Origin of the sequence: Streptomyces sp. enrichment culture (assembly GCF_964272855.1) — a bacterium.
In the GTDB taxonomy this organism is placed as follows: Bacteria; Actinomycetota; Actinomycetes; order Streptomycetales; family Streptomycetaceae; genus Streptomyces.
The window spans coordinates 1,432,942-1,449,526 of sequence record NZ_OZ186847.1 but is presented as its reverse complement, the minus strand read 5'-3'; the positions used below and the strand labels follow the sequence as shown (position 1 = coordinate 1,449,526).

The 16,585-nt window shown below is 72.1% G+C and carries 12 protein-coding genes and 1 pseudogene; all 13 read left to right on the top strand.

Annotation, left to right across the window (positions count from 1 at the left end):
• The first annotated feature begins 15 nt into the window (after window positions 1-15).
• Window positions 16-1,056: a substrate-binding domain-containing protein gene (locus tag ACSU6L_RS06245; RefSeq protein ID WP_073942654.1), complete on the top strand. Its 1,041-nt coding sequence runs from the start codon at window positions 16-18 to the stop codon at window positions 1,054-1,056.
• Between the two features lie 70 nt (window positions 1,057-1,126).
• Complete coding sequence (locus ACSU6L_RS06240) at window positions 1,127-2,341, top strand: Gfo/Idh/MocA family protein (protein ID WP_437054348.1); 1,215 nt, start codon at window positions 1,127-1,129, stop codon at window positions 2,339-2,341.
• A gap of 15 nt (window positions 2,342-2,356) precedes the next feature.
• Window positions 2,357-3,355 (top strand): sugar phosphate isomerase/epimerase family protein, encoded by a 999-nt coding sequence (locus ACSU6L_RS06235; protein ID WP_437054346.1) that lies wholly within the window; start codon window positions 2,357-2,359, stop codon window positions 3,353-3,355.
• A gap of 264 nt (window positions 3,356-3,619) precedes the next feature.
• Window positions 3,620-7,342: a ThuA domain-containing protein gene (locus ACSU6L_RS06230; RefSeq protein WP_437054344.1), complete on the top strand. Its 3,723-nt coding sequence runs from the start codon at window positions 3,620-3,622 to the stop codon at window positions 7,340-7,342.
• Between the two features lie 98 nt (window positions 7,343-7,440).
• On the top strand, window positions 7,441-8,607 hold the full coding sequence (locus ACSU6L_RS06225) for an inositol-3-phosphate synthase (protein ID WP_437054342.1): 1,167 nt from the start codon (window positions 7,441-7,443) through the stop codon (window positions 8,605-8,607).
• 284 nt (window positions 8,608-8,891) lie between these two features.
• On the top strand, window positions 8,892-9,866 hold the full coding sequence (locus ACSU6L_RS06220) for an SCO3242 family prenyltransferase (RefSeq protein ID WP_437064787.1): 975 nt from the start codon (window positions 8,892-8,894) through the stop codon (window positions 9,864-9,866).
• Window positions 9,863-10,756 carry a sugar phosphate isomerase/epimerase family protein gene (locus ACSU6L_RS06215; RefSeq protein WP_437054340.1) on the top strand — a complete coding sequence of 298 codons (894 nt, stop codon included), beginning with the start codon at window positions 9,863-9,865 and terminating at the stop codon, window positions 10,754-10,756. Before ACSU6L_RS06220 ends, ACSU6L_RS06215 begins: the two co-directional genes overlap by 4 nt.
• Window positions 10,753-11,457, top strand: a complete 705-nt coding sequence (locus tag ACSU6L_RS06210) for an EboA domain-containing protein (RefSeq protein ID WP_437054338.1) — start codon at window positions 10,753-10,755, stop codon at window positions 11,455-11,457. The genes ACSU6L_RS06215 and ACSU6L_RS06210 overlap by 4 nt, the downstream gene beginning before the upstream one ends.
• Window positions 11,457-12,305, top strand: a complete 849-nt coding sequence (locus tag ACSU6L_RS06205; RefSeq protein WP_437054336.1) for a TatD family hydrolase — start codon at window positions 11,457-11,459, stop codon at window positions 12,303-12,305. Before ACSU6L_RS06210 ends, ACSU6L_RS06205 begins: the two co-directional genes overlap by 1 nt.
• Before the next feature lie 3 nt (window positions 12,306-12,308).
• The gene (eboE, locus tag ACSU6L_RS06200; protein ID WP_437054334.1) at window positions 12,309-13,478 is read left to right on the top strand and encodes a metabolite traffic protein EboE; all 1,170 of its coding nucleotides are present in this window, start codon (window positions 12,309-12,311) and stop codon (window positions 13,476-13,478) included.
• Entirely contained in the window at window positions 13,475-14,869 is a 1,395-nt protein-coding gene (locus ACSU6L_RS06195) for a nucleotide pyrophosphatase/phosphodiesterase family protein (protein WP_437054332.1), read from the top strand. The genes eboE and ACSU6L_RS06195 overlap by 4 nt, the downstream gene beginning before the upstream one ends.
• Before the next feature lie 60 nt (window positions 14,870-14,929).
• A complete protein-coding gene (locus tag ACSU6L_RS06190) occupies window positions 14,930-15,970 on the top strand; it encodes a sugar phosphate isomerase/epimerase family protein (RefSeq protein ID WP_437054330.1) in 1,041 nt (346 codons plus the stop codon).
• Between the two features lie 104 nt (window positions 15,971-16,074).
• A pseudogene (locus ACSU6L_RS06185) lies at window positions 16,075-16,425 on the top strand (aldehyde dehydrogenase family protein); the annotation flags it as partial.
• Window positions 16,426-16,585: the final 160 nt, after the last annotated feature.

The following is a 16,585-nucleotide window of genomic DNA, read 5'->3' as shown; positions in this document are numbered from 1 at the left end:
AAAGGGTTCACCGCCATGTCGCACCTCACCAGTCGCAGAGGACTGCTCTTCGGGACCGCCGCCGTCTCCGCCGGTGCCCTTCTCGCGGGTTGCACGAGTAACGAGAAGAAGGACGACGAGCCCGCGGCGGGCGACCAGCCCGCCGCCGACGACAAGCCGGGCAAGCCGGTCACCATCGGCTTCGCCGGCCCGCAGGCCGACCACGGCTGGCTCAACGCCATCAACGAGAACGCCAAGAGCCGCGCCGAGAAGTACCAGGACGTCACCCTGGAGATCACCGAGGGCTCCAACGACACCGCCGCGCAGATCGGGCAGATCGAAACCCTGATCAACAAGAAGGTCGACGTCCTGGTCGTCCTGCCCGCCGACGGCAAGGCCCTCACCCAGGTCGGCCTCAAGGCGATGCGCGCGGGCATCCCCGTCGTCAACCTCGACCGGGTCTTCAACACCCCGCAGGCCTACCGCTGCTGGATCGGCGGCGACAACTACGGCATGGGCCTCAACGCCGGGCACTACATCGGCGAGAAACTCAAGGACAAGCCGAACGCCCGCGTCATCGAACTCGCCGGTCTGGACAACCTCGAACTGACCAAGCAGCGCACCCAGGGCTTCGACGACGCCCTGAAGAACTACCCCAACATCAAGAAGGTGGCCCGCCAGGCCGCCGACTTCACCGTCGAGTCCGGACAGGCCAAGATGGCCCAGCTGCTCCAGGCCCAGTCCGAGTTCGACGCCCTGTGGAACCACGACGACGACCAGGGCGTGGGCGCGCTGCGCGCCATCGAACAGGCCGGCCGCGACGGCTTCCTGATGGTCGGCGGAGCCGGCGCGCTCTCCGCCTTCCAGGCCATCAAGCAGGACGACGGTGTCCTCAAGGCGACCGTCCTCTACCCGCCCACCATGGCCGCGTCCGCGATCGACCTCGCCCGCGCCCTCGGCCAGGGCAAAGGCGTCGGCGGCCTCGCCGAGTTCGAGATCCCGGCGTCCATCACGCTCTACTCGGCCGTCGTCGACAAGACGAACGTCGACCAGTACATGCCCACCGGCTTCGAGTGAGCCGTCCGCACCCCCCACCGCGCACGGCACGGGCCGCCCCGGCGGCCCACCAGACGAGGAGGACATCTGCATGCAAGAGCCGGAGCAGTCAGCAGCGCCGGAGCCCGGGACCGACAAGCCCCCGCTGCGCATCGGCATGGTCGGATACGCCTTCATGGGCGCCGCCCACTCCCAGGGCTGGCGCACCGCCGGCCGCGTCTTCGACCTGCCCCGGCGCCCGGTCATGGCCGCGATCTGCGGCCGGGACGCGGACGCGGTGCGCGCGGCGGCCGACCGGCACGGCTGGGCCACGGCCGAGACGGACTGGCGGGCGCTGATCGCCCGGGACGACGTCGACCTCGTCGACATCTGCACCCCCGGCGACAGCCACGCCGAGATCGCGCTCGCCGCGCTCGCCGCCGGCAAGCACGTGCTGTGCGAGAAGCCCCTCGCGAACACCGTCGAGGAGGCCGAGGCCATGGCCACGGCCGCGGAAGCCGCGTACGGGCGCGGACAGCTGGCGATGGTCGGCTTCAACTACCGCCGTGTCCCCGCCACCGCGCTGGCCCGGCGGATGGTCGCCGAGGGCCGCCTCGGCACCCTGCGGCACGTCAGGGTGACGTATCTCCAGGACTGGCTGGTCGACCCGGAGTTCCCGCTCACCTGGCGGCTGCGCAAGGAGCTGGCCGGCTCCGGCTCGCTCGGTGACCTCGGCGCGCACATCGTCGACCTCGCCCAGTACCTGGCCGGCGAGCCGCTGGCCGGGGTCTCCGCGCTCACCGAGACGTTCGTACGGCAGCGGCCGCTGCCCGGCGGACCCACCTCGGGCCTGGCCGCCGTCTCGTCGAACGGCACCGGAACCGTCACCGTCGACGACGCCGCCCTGTTCACCGGCCGGTTCGCCTCCGGTGCCCTCGCCTCCTTCGAGGCCACCCGGTACGCCACCGGCCGCAAGAACGCCCTGCGTCTGGAACTCAACGGCGAACACGGCTCGCTCGCCTTCGACCTGGAACGGCTGAACGAGCTCTGGTACCACGACGCGACCGAGCCCGGCACGCACGCCGGCTTCCGCCGCATCCTCGTCACCGAACCCGACCACCCCTACCTGGACGCCTGGTGGCCGCCGGGCCATGGCCTCGGCTACGAGCACACCTTCGTCCACCAGGCCCGCGACCTGGTCCACGCGGTCGCCGAGGGCCGCCGCCCCGAGCCCTCGTTCGCCGACGGACTGCAGGTGCAGCGCGTGCTCGCCGCGGTGGAGGAGAGCGCCGAGAAGAACTCCGTCTACACGCCGATAGCAGCCTGAGGAGGAGACAGCGGTATGCCGCGCAGATTCACGCTCTTCACCGGTCAGTGGGCCGACCTCCCGCTCGAGGAGGTCTGCCGCCTCGCCCGCGACTTCGGCTACGACGGCCTGGAACTCGCCTGCTGGGGGGACCACTTCGAGGTCGACAAGGCGCTCGCCGACCCGTCGTACGTCGCCTCCCGGCACCAGCTGCTCGACAAGTACGGGCTGAAATGCTGGGCCGTCTCCAACCACCTGGTCGGCCAGGCGGTCTGCGACGCCATCATCGACGAACGCCACCAGGCGATCCTGCCCGGCGACGTATGGGGCGACGGCGACCCGGAAGGGGTGCGGCAGCGTGCGGCGGAGCGTATGAAGGACACCGCCCGCGCCGCGGCCGCCTTCGGCGTCGACACCGTCATCGGGTTCACCGGCTCCGCGATCTGGCACCTGGTCGCCATGTTCCCGCCCGCTCCCGAGTCGATGATCGAGCGCGGCTACGAGGACTTCGCCGAACGGTGGAACCCGATCCTCGACGTCTTCGACGCGGAGGGCGTGCGGTTCGCGCACGAGGTCCACCCCAGTGAGATCGCATACGATTACTGGACGACTGTACGCGCGCTGGACGCGGTCGACCGTCGACCGGCCTTCGGCCTCAACTTCGACCCCTCCCACTTCGTGTGGCAGGACCTCGACCCGGTCGGCTTCCTGTGGGACTTCCGCGACCGGATCTACCACGTCGACTGCAAGGAGGCCCGCAGGCGCCTCGACGGCCGCAACGGCCGCCTCGGCTCCCACCTGCCCTGGGGCGATCCCCGCCGCGGCTGGGACTTCGTGTCGGCCGGGCACGGCGACGTGCCCTGGGAGGACGTCTTCCGGATGCTGCGCTCCATCGACTACGCCGGCCCGGTCTCGGTCGAGTGGGAGGACGCAGGCATGGACCGGCTCCAGGGCGCCCCGGAGGCCCTGACCCGGCTCAAGGCGTACGACTTCGAGCCGCCCAGCGCGTCCTTCGACGCCGCGTTCAACAGCTGATCCACCCGCCCGGCAGCAGGTCGGGGCCGGGGACCGGAACAGCCGCCGGTCCCCCCTCCGACCTGCCCGGATACTGCTTTGTCCTGTGGTGGGAGAAAGTTCAACCGATCCTGGCGCAAGGGGTGTTCGCCCCGGACGGACACGGTTACCGTCCTTGAAGTGTTCAGGACACACACGCCTCCGGGGTGACGGCGCACCCCGGCGCCCGCACCGCACGTCTTCGCACCCATCCCGTACGGCCCACCCCGTTCCCGGAGGGACTTCGTGCACAGAACCAGACTCAGAAGCACCCGCGCTCCCAGGCGGCCCAGGCTTCGCACCAGCCTCGCCCTGTTCACCGGCCTGCTCCTGGCCGTGGGCACCCCGGCCACCGTCGCCGGCGCCCACCCCGGCCACCCGGAACACGACGAAGCGGCCGCCGCCGAGGGGCAGTTCCAGCAGGTGCCCCTCGCCAAGGGCGAACCCGAGATGGGCGAGCCCATGTCGCTCGCCGTGCTCCCGGACCGCAGCGTCCTGCACACCTCACGCGACGGCACCCTGCGCCTCACCGACCAGGGCGGTGTCACCAAGATCGCCGGCAAGCTCGACGTCTACAGCCACGACGAGGAAGGCCTGCAGGGCGTCGGCATCGACCCGGACTTCGAGAACAACCGCGCGATCTACCTCTACTACGCCCCGCCGCTGGACACCCCCGCGGGCGACGCCCCGGAGACCGGCACCGCCGAGGACTTCAAGAAGTTCGACGGGGTCAACCGCCTGTCCCGGTTCGTGCTGAACGCCAACGGCACGCTGAACCTGGCCAGCGAGAAGAAGGTCATCGACGTCGCGGCCTCCCGCGGCACCTGCTGCCACGTCGGCGGCGACATCGACTTCGACGCGGACGGCAACCTCTACCTGTCGACCGGCGACGACACCAACCCCTTCGCCTCCGACGGCTACACGCCGATCGACGACCGGCCGAACCGCAACCCGGCCTTCGACGCCCGCCGCAGTTCCGGCAACACCAACGACCTGCGCGGCAAGATCCTGCGCATCAAGGTCGCCGAGGACGGCTCGTACACCATCCCGGAGGGCAACCTCTTCGCCCCGGGCACGCAGAAGACCCGCCCCGAGATCTACGCGATGGGCTTCCGCAACCCGTTCCGGATGAGCGTCGACGACAAGACCGGCATCGTCTACGTCGGTGACTACGGCCCCGACGCGGGCGCCGCCGACCCGAACCGCGGCCCGGCGGGACAGGTCGAGTTCGCCAAGGTGACCAAGGCGGCCAACTTCGGCTGGCCGTTCTGCACCGGCGACAACGACGCCTACCGCGACTACGACTTCGCCACCAAGGAGTCCGGCGAGAAGTTCGACTGCGCCGCCCCGAAGAACACCTCCCCGCACAACACGGGCCTGGTCGACCTGCCGCCCGCGCAGGCCGCCTGGATCCCGTACGACGGCGGCTCCGTGCCCGAGTTCGGCACCGGCTCCGAGTCCCCGATGGCCGGCCCGGTCTACCGCTACGACCCCGACCTCGACTCCAGCGTGAAGTTCCCCGAGGCGTACGACGGCGACTTCTTCGCGGGTGAGTTCGGCCGCCGCTGGATCAAGCGGATCGAGCAGAACGCGGACGGCTCCGTCGCGAAGATCAACGACTTCCCGTGGACCGGCACCCAGATCATGGACATGGAGTTCGGCCCCGACGGCGCGCTCTACGTCCTCGACTACGGCGTCTCCTGGTTCCAGGGCGACGAGCACTCCGCGCTGTACCGGATCGAGAACGCCGAGGACGGCTTCTCCCCGATCGCCGAGGTCAGCGCCGACAAGACGTCCGGAGCGGCCGGCCTGAAGGTCACGTTCACCGGCTCCGCCAAGGACGCCGACTCCACGGACCTCACCTACAGCTGGGACTTCGGCGACGGCACCAAGGGCGAGGGCCTCAACCCCACCCACCGGTACAAGAAGGCCGGCACCTACAGCGCCACCTTCACCGCCAAGGACCCCGAGGGCAACACCGGCAACGCCAGCGTCCGGATCGTGGTCGGCAACACCGAGCCCAAGGTGCGGATCGACGTCCCGGGCAACGGAAGCCTGGCCGCCTTCGGCCAACCCGTTCCGTTCAAGGTGACCGTCACCGACCCCGAGGAGACCATCGACTGCTCCAAGGTCAAGGTCGCTTACAGCCTCGGCCACGACTCCCACGCCCACGAGCTGACCAGCGAGATGGGCTGCGAGGGCACCCTGAAGCCGCCTGCCGGTGACGGCGGCCACGACCCCAACGCCAACATCTACGGCGTCGTCGGCGCCAGCTACACCGACGGCGGGGCGAACGGCCAGGAGGCGCTGACCGGCACCGCCCGCACCGTGCTGCAGCCGCTGCACCGCCAGGGCGAGCACTTCTCCACCCAGTCGGGCGTGTCGGTCATCGACAAGACCGGCGCCAACGGCGGCAGGACCGTCGGCGACGTGCACGACGGTGACTGGATCTCCTTCACCCCCTACCGGTTCGACGGGCAGAAGAAGATGACCGTGCGGGCCTCCTCCGGTGGCGCGGGCGGCTTCATCGAGCTGCGCACCGGCTCGCCCGAGGGGCCGCTGCACGGTTCGGCGTACATCCCGCCGACCGGCGGCTGGGAGACGTTCCAGAACGTCGACGTGCCGCTGCGGTCGCTGCCGAAGAAGACCACGGACATCTACCTGGTCTTCGAGGGCGGCGAGGGCGCGCTGTTCGACGTCGACGACTTCGAGTTCTCCAAGGAGCCGTTCAAGGGCGGCAAGAAGGTCCTGGTCTTCTCCAAGACCGCCGGTTTCCGCCACGACTCCATCCCGGCCGGCATCGCCGCCCTGAAGGAGCTTGGCGCCCCGGCCGGCATCACGGTCGACGCGACCGAGGAGGCCCGGCAGTTCACCACCACCAACCTCGCCAAGTACGACGCGGTGGCCTTCCTGTCCACCACCGGTGACGTGCTCGACGCCGAGCAGCAGAAGGCGTTCGAGGACTACGTGGCGGGTGGCGGTGGCTACATGGGCATCCACGCCGCGGCCGACACCGAGTACGACTGGGAGTTCTACGGCGGCCTCGTCGGCGCCTACTTCACCTCGCACCCGGCCATCCAGCAGGCCACCGTACGCGTCGAGGACCACGGCCACCCGTCCACCGCGCACCTGGACGACGCCTGGCAGCGCACCGACGAGTGGTACAACTACCGCACCAACCCGCGCGAGCAGGCCAAGGTCCTCGCCACCCTCGACGAGACCACCTACCAGGGCGGCACCATGAAGGGCGACCACCCGATCGCCTGGTGCCAGAGCTACGGCGGCGGCCGCTCCTTCTACACCGGCGGCGGCCACACCAAGGAGTCCTACGCCGAGGAGGCCTTCCGGGCGCATCTGCTCGGCGGTCTCCAGTACGCCACCGGGCAGGTCAAGGCCGACTGCAAGCCGGGCAAGGGCTACCGCGAGATCTTCAACGGCCAGACCCTGGACGGCTGGAAGCAGGCCGGCCCCGGCAAGTTCAACGTCAAGGACGGCACCCTGGAGACCGAGGGCGGCATGGGTCTGCTCTGGTACCAGGCCAAGGAGCTGAAGTCCTACTCGCTCAAGCTCGACTGGAAGATGCAGGGCGACGACAACTCCGGGATCTTCGTGGGCTTCCCGGCCTCCGACGACCCCTGGTCCGCGGTGAACAAGGGCTACGAGATCCAGATCGACGCCACGGACGCCCCCGACCGCACCACGGGCTCCGTCTACTCGTTCAAGTCGGCGAACATCAAGGCCCGTGACCAGGTCCTGCGGCCGCCCGGCCAGTGGAACTCCTACGAGATCAAGGTCCAGGGCGAACGCCTCCAGGTGTTCCTCAACGGAGTCAAGATCAACGACTTCACCAACAAGGACCCACAGCGGAGCCTGACCGACGGTCACATCGGCCTGCAGAACCACGGCGCCGACGACCAGGTCTCCTTCCGGAACATCCAGCTGAAGGAACTGCCCGTCACGGGCGACTGAACGGCGGCGGGCGGGGACGCCGGACCCCCGCCCGCCGTCTCCCGGCCACCGCAACGGGGACGACATCCGGCCATCACTTGGGGACAAGGAGGCTGCCCATGTCCGCGTCCGTTTCCCAGCCGCGCGTCGGCGTCTGGCTGATCGGAGCCCGCGGTTCCGTCGCCACCACCGTCGTCGCGGGCTGCGCCGCCGTCACGGCGGGCCTGCACCCGCCCACGGGCATGGTCACCGAGACCCCACCGTTCGAGGACAGCGGCCTGCCGCCGCTGTCGTCACTCGTCTTCGGCGGCCACGACATCGTGGACTACCCCCTGCCCAAACGCGCCGAGGCCCTGGCGGCGGGCGGCGTCCTGCCAGCGGGCCTGCCGGCCGCCGTCGCCGCCGACCTGGCCGCCGCCGATCACGAGATCCGGCCGGGCGGCCCGGTTCCGGGACACACCGGTGACACCCGGAGCGCAGAGGACCTGATCACCGTCTTCGCCTCCGACATACGAGACTTCATACGCCGGAACGGGCTGGCCCGGGCCGTCGTGGTGAACGTCGCCTCGACGGAGCCGGCCCCGACCGCGGCGGAGCCGCCGACCAGCTCCCTGTACGCGGCGGCGGCCGTGCGCGCGGGCTGCCCGTACGTCAACTTCACGCCCTCCACCGGCCTGCACCACCCGGGACTCGCCGCCGAGGCCGAGGCCGCGGGTCTGCCGTACGCGGGCCGCGACGGCAAGACCGGGCAGACGCTGCTGCGGTCGGTGCTCGGCCCGATGTTCGCCCAGCGGGCCCTCTCGGTGCGGGCCTGGTCCGGCACCAACCTCCTGGGCGGCGGCGACGGCGCGGCACTCGCCGACCCGGCCGCGGCGGCGGCGAAGAACGCCGGCAAGGAACGCGTCCTCGCCGACACGCTCGGCGCCGCCCCCGAGGGCGAGGTCCACATCGACGACGTGCCCGCGCTCGGCGACTGGAAGACCGCCTGGGACCACATCGCCTTCGACGGCTTCCTCGGCACCCGCATGATCCTCCAGACCATCTGGCAGGGCTGCGACTCCGCCCTCGCCGCCCCCCTGGTCCTGGACCTGGCCCGGCTCACCGCCCGCGCCCACGAGGCGGGCCTGTCCGGCCCCCTCGGCGAGCTGGGCTTCTACTTCAAGGACCCGGTGGGCGACGGGCCGTCGTCCCTGGGCGAGCAGTACGCGGCCCTGATCGCGTTCGCGGACCGGCTGAGGCGCGGCGCGCGGGACACCGCGGCGGATCCCACCGGGGAGCAGCGGTGAGCGCGCGCCGTCCCGGGGAGTCCGGACCGGCTGCCTCGGACGCCGGCGGTATCCGGCGGGGGTTGGGCACCGGCACCGCCGTAGTCAGCGGCGCGGGTACCGGCACCGGCACCGGCACCGGCACGGACACAGTCACAGACACCGGCACCGGCAGGGACACGGACAGCGACACCGGCACCGGCACCGGCAGCGACACCGCCACGGCCACCGGCACAGACACCGCCACCGGCACCGGCGCGGGCACCGAGGCGGAGCTCGGCACCGACACGGCCTCCGGCACGGTCATCGGCGCCCGCACGGGCACGGCTTCCGACACCTCCCACCCTGCCCCTTCTCTCTCCCCTGCCCCTTCCCCCTCCCGCCCCCGTGCCTGGGCCGAACTCCTCCGCCTCCCCGCCCTCTTCACCGTCCCCGGCGACGCCCTGGCGGGAGCCGCCGCGACCGGTGTGCGTCCCGGCCCGCGCACTCTGCTCGCCATCGGCTCCTCCCTGTGCCTTTACGAGGCCGGCATGGCCCTGAACGACTGGGCGGACCGGGCCGAGGACGCTCGGGACAGGCCGCACCGGCCGCTCCCGTCCGGCCGAGTCCGACCGGCGGCGGCTCTCGCCGCGGCCTGTGCCCTGACCGGCGCCGGGCTCGCCCTCGCGGCCTGCGCCGGCCGCCCCGCGCTCGCCGTGGCCGCGCCCCTCGCCACCACGGTCTGGGCGTACGACCTGGTCCTGAAGCGCACGCCGGCCGGGCCAGCCGCGATGGCCGCCGCCCGCGGCCTCGACCTGCTCCTCGGGGCCGCCGCCACCGGCGCCGGTACCCGCAGCGCCCTCCCGTCCGCCGCGCTCCTCGGCACCCACACCCTCGCCGTCACCACCGTCTCCCGCCGGGAGACCCAGGGCGGCTCTCCTCTCGTCCCCCTCGCCGCGCTCACCACCTCCGCCGTGCTGACGCGGCTGATCACCTCCGGCCGTCCGACCGCATCCGGGCAGCCGCGAGAAACCGGGCAGCCGGGCGGAACCGGTCCGGCGGCCGTCCTGCGCACCGCCCTCGGCGCCGCCTACGCCGCGACCGTCGCCCGCCCCTATCTCCACGCCGCCCTCAACCCGTCACCTCCTCTCACCCAACGCGCCGTCGGCGGAGGCATCCGCGCCACCATCCCGTTGCAGGCCGCGCTCGCCGCCCGCTCGGGAGCCCGCGTCACCGCCCTCGCCGTCGCCGCGCTCGCCCCGATCGGACGCAAGTACGCGAGGAAGGTGAGCGTCACATGAGCCCGCACGCCCCCGGCCCCGGCTCCCCGTCGCCGCTCCGCTTCGGCTACGGCACCAACGGTCTCGCCGACCTCCGCCTCGACGACGCCCTCGCCCTGCTCGCCGACCTCGGCTACGACGGTGTCGGTCTGACCCTCGACCACATGCACCTCGACCCCCTCGCCCCCGACCTCGCCGCCCGCACCCGCCGTGTCGCGGAGCGCCTCCAGGCACTGGGGCTGTCGGTGACCGTCGAGACGGGCGCCCGCTACGTCCTCGACTCGCGCCGCAAGCACGGACCCTCGCTGCTGGACGCCGCCCCCGACGACCGGGCCCGCCGCGTCGACCTGCTGCTGCGGGCGGTGCGCGTCGCCGCCGACCTCGGCGCGCACGCCGTGCACTGCTTCAGCGGCATCACCCCGGTCGGCACCGACCCGGACTCGGAGTGGAAGCGCCTCGCCGACGGGCTCACCACCGTCCTGGACGCCGCCGCGACCGCCGGAGTCCCCCTCGCCGTCGAACCCGAACCGGGCCACCTCGTCGCCACCCTCGCCGACTTCCACCACCTGCGCCGCCTCCTGGGCGACCCCGAACCGCTCGGGCTCACCCTGGACATCGGCCACTGCCAGTGCCTCGAACCGCTCCCTCCCGCCGACTGCGTCCGCACCGCCGCACCCTGGCTGCGCCACGTCCAGATCGAGGACATGCGCCGAGGCGTCCACGAACACCTTCCCTTCGGGGACGGCGAGATCGACTTCCCGCCGGTCCTCGCGGCCCTGGCCGCCACCGGCTACCAGGGGCTCACCGTCGTCGAACTGCCCCGCCACTCGCACGCGGGCCCGCACCTCGCCGAGTTGTCCCTGCCCTTCCTCCGTCACGCGGCGCCAACCCCACAAGGGAGCACCCCATGACCCACGCACAGCCCGACCGGGGCGGTCCGACCGCGGGCACCACCCTCGCCCGCACCCCACCGCACGACCTCCACGCCCGCGTCGCCGCCGAACTGTCCGGAGCCGCCCGCGCCTGGCTCGACCAGGCCCTCGCCGAGGCCACCGCGCATCCGGGTACGCACGGCCCGATCTCGGTGTGGGAACTGCGGCTCGCCGAGGCCGGCCGCCGGTGCGGCGCCGTGCACGCCGACGCCGCCCGGGTGCTGATCCTGCACGCCGCCCGCGCCGACCCGGCCGCGCTGAGCCGTGTCTACGCACAGGGCACGGCCGCGGAACGCCGCGCCGTCCTGCACGCCTTGAGCCACCTGGTCCCGGGCCCGGAGGCGCTGCCGCTCGTCGAGGACGCCCTGCGCACCAACGACACCCGGCTGCTGGCCGCCGCCGTCGGCCCGTACGCCGCCCGGCACCTCGACGCCCACAGCTGGCGCCACGCCGTCCTGAAGTGCCTGTTCACCGGCGTGCCCGTCGACGAGGTGGCCGACCTGGAGGACCGCGCCCGCGCCGACCGCGAACTCGCCCGCATGCTCGGCGACTACGCCGCCGAACGCACCGCCGCGGGCCGCCCCGTCCCCGCGGACCTGCACCGCGTGCTGGCGCTGACCGAGAGCGTGCCCCCGCCCCCGTCGCACGGACCGGACGTCCCCCACGGCAAGGAGTCCTGATGCGCATCTTCGACCCCCACATCCACATGACCTCCCGGACCACCGACGACTACGAGGCCATGCACGCGGCCGGTGTCCGCGCCGTCGTGGAGCCGTCCTTCTGGCTGGGCCAGCCCCGCACCTCGCCCGCCTCCTTCCTCGACTACTTCGACTCCCTCCTCGGCTGGGAGCCGTACCGCGCCGCCCAGTACGGCATCGCCCACCACTGCACGATCGCCCTCAACCCGAAGGAGGCCAACGACCCGCGCTGCCGTCCCGTCCTCGACGAGCTGCCCCGCTATCTCGTCAAGGACCAGGTGGTCGCCGTCGGCGAGATCGGCTACGACTCGATGACCCCGGCCGAGGACACCGCCCTCGCCGCCCAGCTCCAGCTCGCCGCCGACCACGGCCTGCCGGCCCTGGTGCACACCCCGCACCGCGACAAGCTCGCCGGTCTGCGCCGCACCCTCGACGTGGTCCGCGAGTCGGCCCTGCCCCCGGAGCGGGTGCTGCTCGACCACCTCAACGAGACCACCGTCAAGGAGGCCAAGGACAGCGGCTGCTGGCTCGGTTTCTCCGTCTATCCCGACACCAAGATGGACGAGGCGCGGATGGTCGCCCTGCTGCGCGCCCACGGCCCCGAGCAGGTCCTGGTGAACTCCGCCGCCGACTGGGGGAGAAGTGACCCGCTGAAGACCCGCAAGGTCGGCGACCTGATGCTCGCCGAGGGCTTCGACGAGGACGACGTCGACCGGGTGCTGTGGCGCAACCCCGTCGCCTTCTACGGGCTCAGCGGCCGGCTCACCCTCGACGTGGGCACGACCGACGCCACCCACGAGGGCAACTCCATCCTGCGCGGCGGGGAGTGATCGATGCGCTTCCGCCACCCCGACGGCACCACCGTCCACCTCGCGTACTGCACCAACGTGCACCCCGCGGAGACCCTCGACGGCGTTCTCGCCCAGCTCCGCGACCACTGCGAACCAGTGCGTCGCCGCCTCGGACGCGACCGCCTCGGCATCGGCCTGTGGCTCGCCAGGGACGCCGCCCGCGCGTTGGAAGGCGACCCGTCCGCGCTGCGCGCCCTGCGCACCGAGCTGGACCGGCGCGGCCTGGAGGTGGTCACCCTCAACGGCTTCCCGTACGATGGGTTCGGCGCGGAGCAGGTCAAGTACCGCGTCTACCGCCCGGACTGGGCCGACCCGGAACGGCTCGACCACACCACCGCCCTGGCCCGCGTGCTCGCCGGACTGCTCCCCGACGACGTCACCGAGGGCAGTATCTCCACCCTGCCGCTCGCCTGGCGAACCGCCGTCGACGACGAACGCGCCACCGCAGCCCGCACCGCGCTGGTCACCCTCGGCGAACGCCTCGACGCCCTCGCCGAGCTCACCGGCCGCTCGCTGCGCGTCGGCCTGGAGCCGGAGCCGGGCTGCGTCGTCGAGACCACCGGCGACGCCCTCGCCCCGCTGACCGCGATCGACCACCCGCGCATCGGCATCTGTGTCGACACCTGCCATCTCGCCACCTCCTTCGAGGACCCGCACACCGCCCTGGACGCCCTCGCCCGGGCCGGTGTCCCCGTCGTCAAGTCGCAGCTCTCCGCCGCCCTGCACGCCGAACAACCCCATCTCCCCGAGGTCCGGGAAGCCCTCGCCACCTTCGACGAGCCCCGCTTCCTGCACCAGACCCGCACCTCCACCGCCGCCGGCCTGCGCGGCACCGACGACCTCGGCGAGGCCATCGAGGGCGACGCCCTGCCGGACGGCGCACCCTGGCGGTCCCACTTCCACGTCCCGCTGCACGCGGCTCCCGCCGCACCCCTCACCTCGACCCTCCCCGTCCTGAAGACCGCCCTGACCCGGCTCGTCGGCGGCCCGCACCCGCTCACCCGCCATCTGGAGGTCGAGACCTACACCTGGCAGGCCCTCCCGCCCGAGCTGCGGCCCCACACCCGCGCCCAGCTCGCCGACGGCATCGCCGCCGAACTCACCCTGGCCCGCGACCTGCTCACCGACCTCGGCCTGAAGGAGCTGCCGTGACCGCCCACGCCCCGGCGCGTCCCACCCCGCTCCTCGTACTCGACGTCGTCGGCCTCACCCCCCGTCTCCTCGACCACATGCCGCACCTGAAGGCCCTCGCCCGGTCCGGCTCCCACGCGCCCCTCGGCACCGTGCTGCCAGCCGTCACCTGCGCCGCCCAGTCCACCTTCCTCACCGGTACGACGCCGTCGGAGCACGGCATCGTCGGCAACGGCTGGTACTTCCGCGAACTCGGCGACGTCCTGCTGTGGCGCCAGCACAACGGCCTGGTCGCCGGCGACAAACTGTGGGACGCCGCCCGCCGCGCCCACCCCGGCTACACGGTCGCCAACATCTGCTGGTGGTACGCCATGGGCGCCGACACCGACATCACCGTCACCCCCCGTCCGATCTACTACGCCGACGGCCGCAAGGAACCCGACTGCTACACCCGTCCCGCCGCCCTGCACGACGAACTCACCCGGAAGTTCGGCACGTTCCCGCTCTTCCACTTCTGGGGACCCGGCGCCGACCTCGTCTCCAGCCGCTGGATCATCGACGCCACGCGCCACATCCAGCGCACCCGCCGCCCCGACCTGACCCTCTGCTACCTCCCTCACCTCGACTACGACCTCCAGCGTTTCGGACCCGACGACCCGCGCTCCCTGCAGGCGGCCGCCGACCTGGACGCGGCGCTCGCCCCGCTGCTCGACGACGCCCGCGCCGAGGGCCGTACCGTCGTCGCGCTGTCCGAGTACGGCATCACCCGCGTGTCCCGGCCCGTCGACATCAACCGGGCCCTGCGCCGCGCCGGACTGCTGGAGGTGCACACCCAGGACGGCATGGAATACCTGGACCCGATGGCGTCCCGCGCCTTCGCCGTGGCCGACCACCAGATCGCCCATGTGTACGTGCGCCGCCCCGAGGACCTGGAGGCGACCCGAGCCGCGCTGACCGGGCTCCCCGGCATCGGGAGGCTTCTCGACGACGAGGGCAAGAAGGCCCACCACCTCGATCACCCGCGCTCCGGCGAACTCGTCGCCGTCGCGGAGCCGGACGCCTGGTTCACGTACTACTACTGGCTCGACGACGCCCGAGCGCCCGACTTCGCGCAGCTCGTCGAGATCCACCGCAAACCCGGCTACGACCCGGTGGAACTCTTCATGGATCCCCTGGACCCCTACGTCAAGGTGAAGGCGGCCACGGCTCTGGCCCGCAAGAAACTGGGCCTGCGCTACCGCATGGCGGTCGTGCCCCTGGACCCCTCACCTATTCGAGGCAGCCACGGCCGCCTCCCGGCGAGCGACGACGACGGTCCGCTCCTCATCTGCTCCACCCCCCGCGCTGTCGGCGACCGCGTCGCGGCCACCGACGTGAAAGCACTCCTGCTCGAACTGGCCGGTCTTTCCTGACTGGTCACCAGTGAAGCACCCACCACTGACAACGGCCCTCGACCCACAGGAGTTCCAGGCATGAGCCGCTTCTCCCAGCCCGACCCCGAACTCGGCCACCGCATCAGCAGACGAGGCATGCTCGGCGTCGCCGCAGGCGCCACCGCCGCCGCCCTGCTCGGCGCCGCCACCACCCCCGCGACGGCCGCCACCGGGGCCGCGAGCGCCCCGCACGGCCGCGGCCGCCCCGTGCTGCCCCCCGGCCGCCTCGGCATCCAGCTCTACAGCCTGCGCGACAAGGTCTCCACCCTCGGCTTCGGCCCCGTCTTCGCCGAGCTGGAACGGTACGGCTACGACGAGGTCGAGTTCGCCGGCTACACCCAGGGCTCGGCCGGCCCCATCACACTCGCCCAGCTCAAGCGGCTGGCGCGGAGCCACGGCCTGAACCCGATCGGCAGCCATGTCGGCTACTACTCCAGCGACCCGAACGCCTACACCTTCGCCACCAACCTCGCCAAGGTCCTCGACGACGCCGAGGCCCTCGGACTGAAGCACATCGGCACCGCCTCCGGCCCGTTCCGCTACGGCTCCACCGTCGACGCCTGGAAGCGGGCCGCCGAGGACTTCAACACCTACGGCGCGGCGGCCAGGGCACGCGGCATGAAGTTCTACCAGCACAACCACTCCGAGGAGTTCTCCTTCGCCACCGACAAGCCGCACGTGCGTCTCTACGACGTGCTGCTCGCCGAGACCGACCCGGACCTGGTGTACCTGGAGATGGACATCTACTGGGCGTACGTCGGCCAGTTCCGCTTCTCCAAGCGGCCCGACGGCACCCCCGCGCCGTTCGAGCCGCTCGACTACGTCCAGCGCGACCCCGACCGCTATCCGCTCTTCCACGTCAAGGACGGCGTCAGCGACCCGTCGACGGAGCACGGCTACCGCATGACCGACGTCGGCGACGGCGACATCGACTACCAGCGGTTCATCTCCGGCGTGACCCGGCTGCGCGGGCAGCGGCTCGCCCACCACTGGCAGGCCGAGCACGACAACCCCGTCGAGTCCTTCGCCTTCGCCCGCAAGTCCAGCGCGCATCTGCACTCGCTGCGGGAGGACTGCTGACCGTAGGCGCGCACACCGGGAAGGACCCCTCCCGGAACCGGAACTCCGGGAGGGGCTCTTCGACTACGGCAAGCAGCGCTGCACGGCCTACCCGTGCTTCGTCGTCCTCCCCGCTGCACCACGCGGAACCCTTCGGCCCGGTCGACACCATCGTCCTGGTCGACACCGAGGCGGGGCTGCTGGCCGCCATGAACGCGTCCAACGGCGCGCTGGTCGCCACGCTGGCCACGGACGACCGGGCGACGTACGACCGGCTGGCCCCGCAGATCCGCGCGTTCAAGGTCGGCCACGGAACACCGCGCTCCCGCGGCGACCGCGACGAGCTGTTCGGCGGCCTCGGCGCGTCCTGACGCGGTGCCTTCGTCGGCGGCGAGCTGCTGGTCCGCGCCGTCACCCGGGGCCCGGCGGGGGAAAGGCTGCCCGGCAACTTCCCGGACTACCACTTGATGCCGTGACGTCCGTGTCATGCCCTGACGCCGCATGCCCTGAGGCCACATGCCCTCACGCCACATGCCCTGACCACATGCCCTGACGTCTGACGCCCGCCGTCTGCGCTCGCATCGTGACCGCGCCGTCACCTGGGGTGACCCCGTGTCCGCGGGTTTCGGGCGGCCC

What these genes read in the sequence shown, in the direction of transcription:
- ACSU6L_RS06245 (WP_073942654.1), top strand. Translation starts at nt 16, where the DNA reads ATGTCGCACCTCACCAGTCGCAGAGGACTGCTCTTCGGGACCGCCGCC.
- ACSU6L_RS06240 (WP_437054348.1), top strand. Translation starts at nt 1,127, where the DNA reads ATGCAAGAGCCGGAGCAGTCAGCAGCGCCGGAGCCCGGGACCGACAAG.
- ACSU6L_RS06235 (WP_437054346.1), top strand. Translation starts at nt 2,357, where the DNA reads ATGCCGCGCAGATTCACGCTCTTCACCGGTCAGTGGGCCGACCTCCCG.
- ACSU6L_RS06225 (WP_437054342.1), top strand. Translation starts at nt 7,441, where the DNA reads ATGTCCGCGTCCGTTTCCCAGCCGCGCGTCGGCGTCTGGCTGATCGGA.
- ACSU6L_RS06215 (WP_437054340.1), top strand. Translation starts at nt 9,863, where the DNA reads ATGAGCCCGCACGCCCCCGGCCCCGGCTCCCCGTCGCCGCTCCGCTTC.
- ACSU6L_RS06210 (WP_437054338.1), top strand. Translation starts at nt 10,753, where the DNA reads ATGACCCACGCACAGCCCGACCGGGGCGGTCCGACCGCGGGCACCACC.
- ACSU6L_RS06205 (WP_437054336.1), top strand. Translation starts at nt 11,457, where the DNA reads ATGCGCATCTTCGACCCCCACATCCACATGACCTCCCGGACCACCGAC.
- eboE (WP_437054334.1), top strand. Translation starts at nt 12,309, where the DNA reads ATGCGCTTCCGCCACCCCGACGGCACCACCGTCCACCTCGCGTACTGC.
- ACSU6L_RS06190 (WP_437054330.1), top strand. Translation starts at nt 14,930, where the DNA reads ATGAGCCGCTTCTCCCAGCCCGACCCCGAACTCGGCCACCGCATCAGC.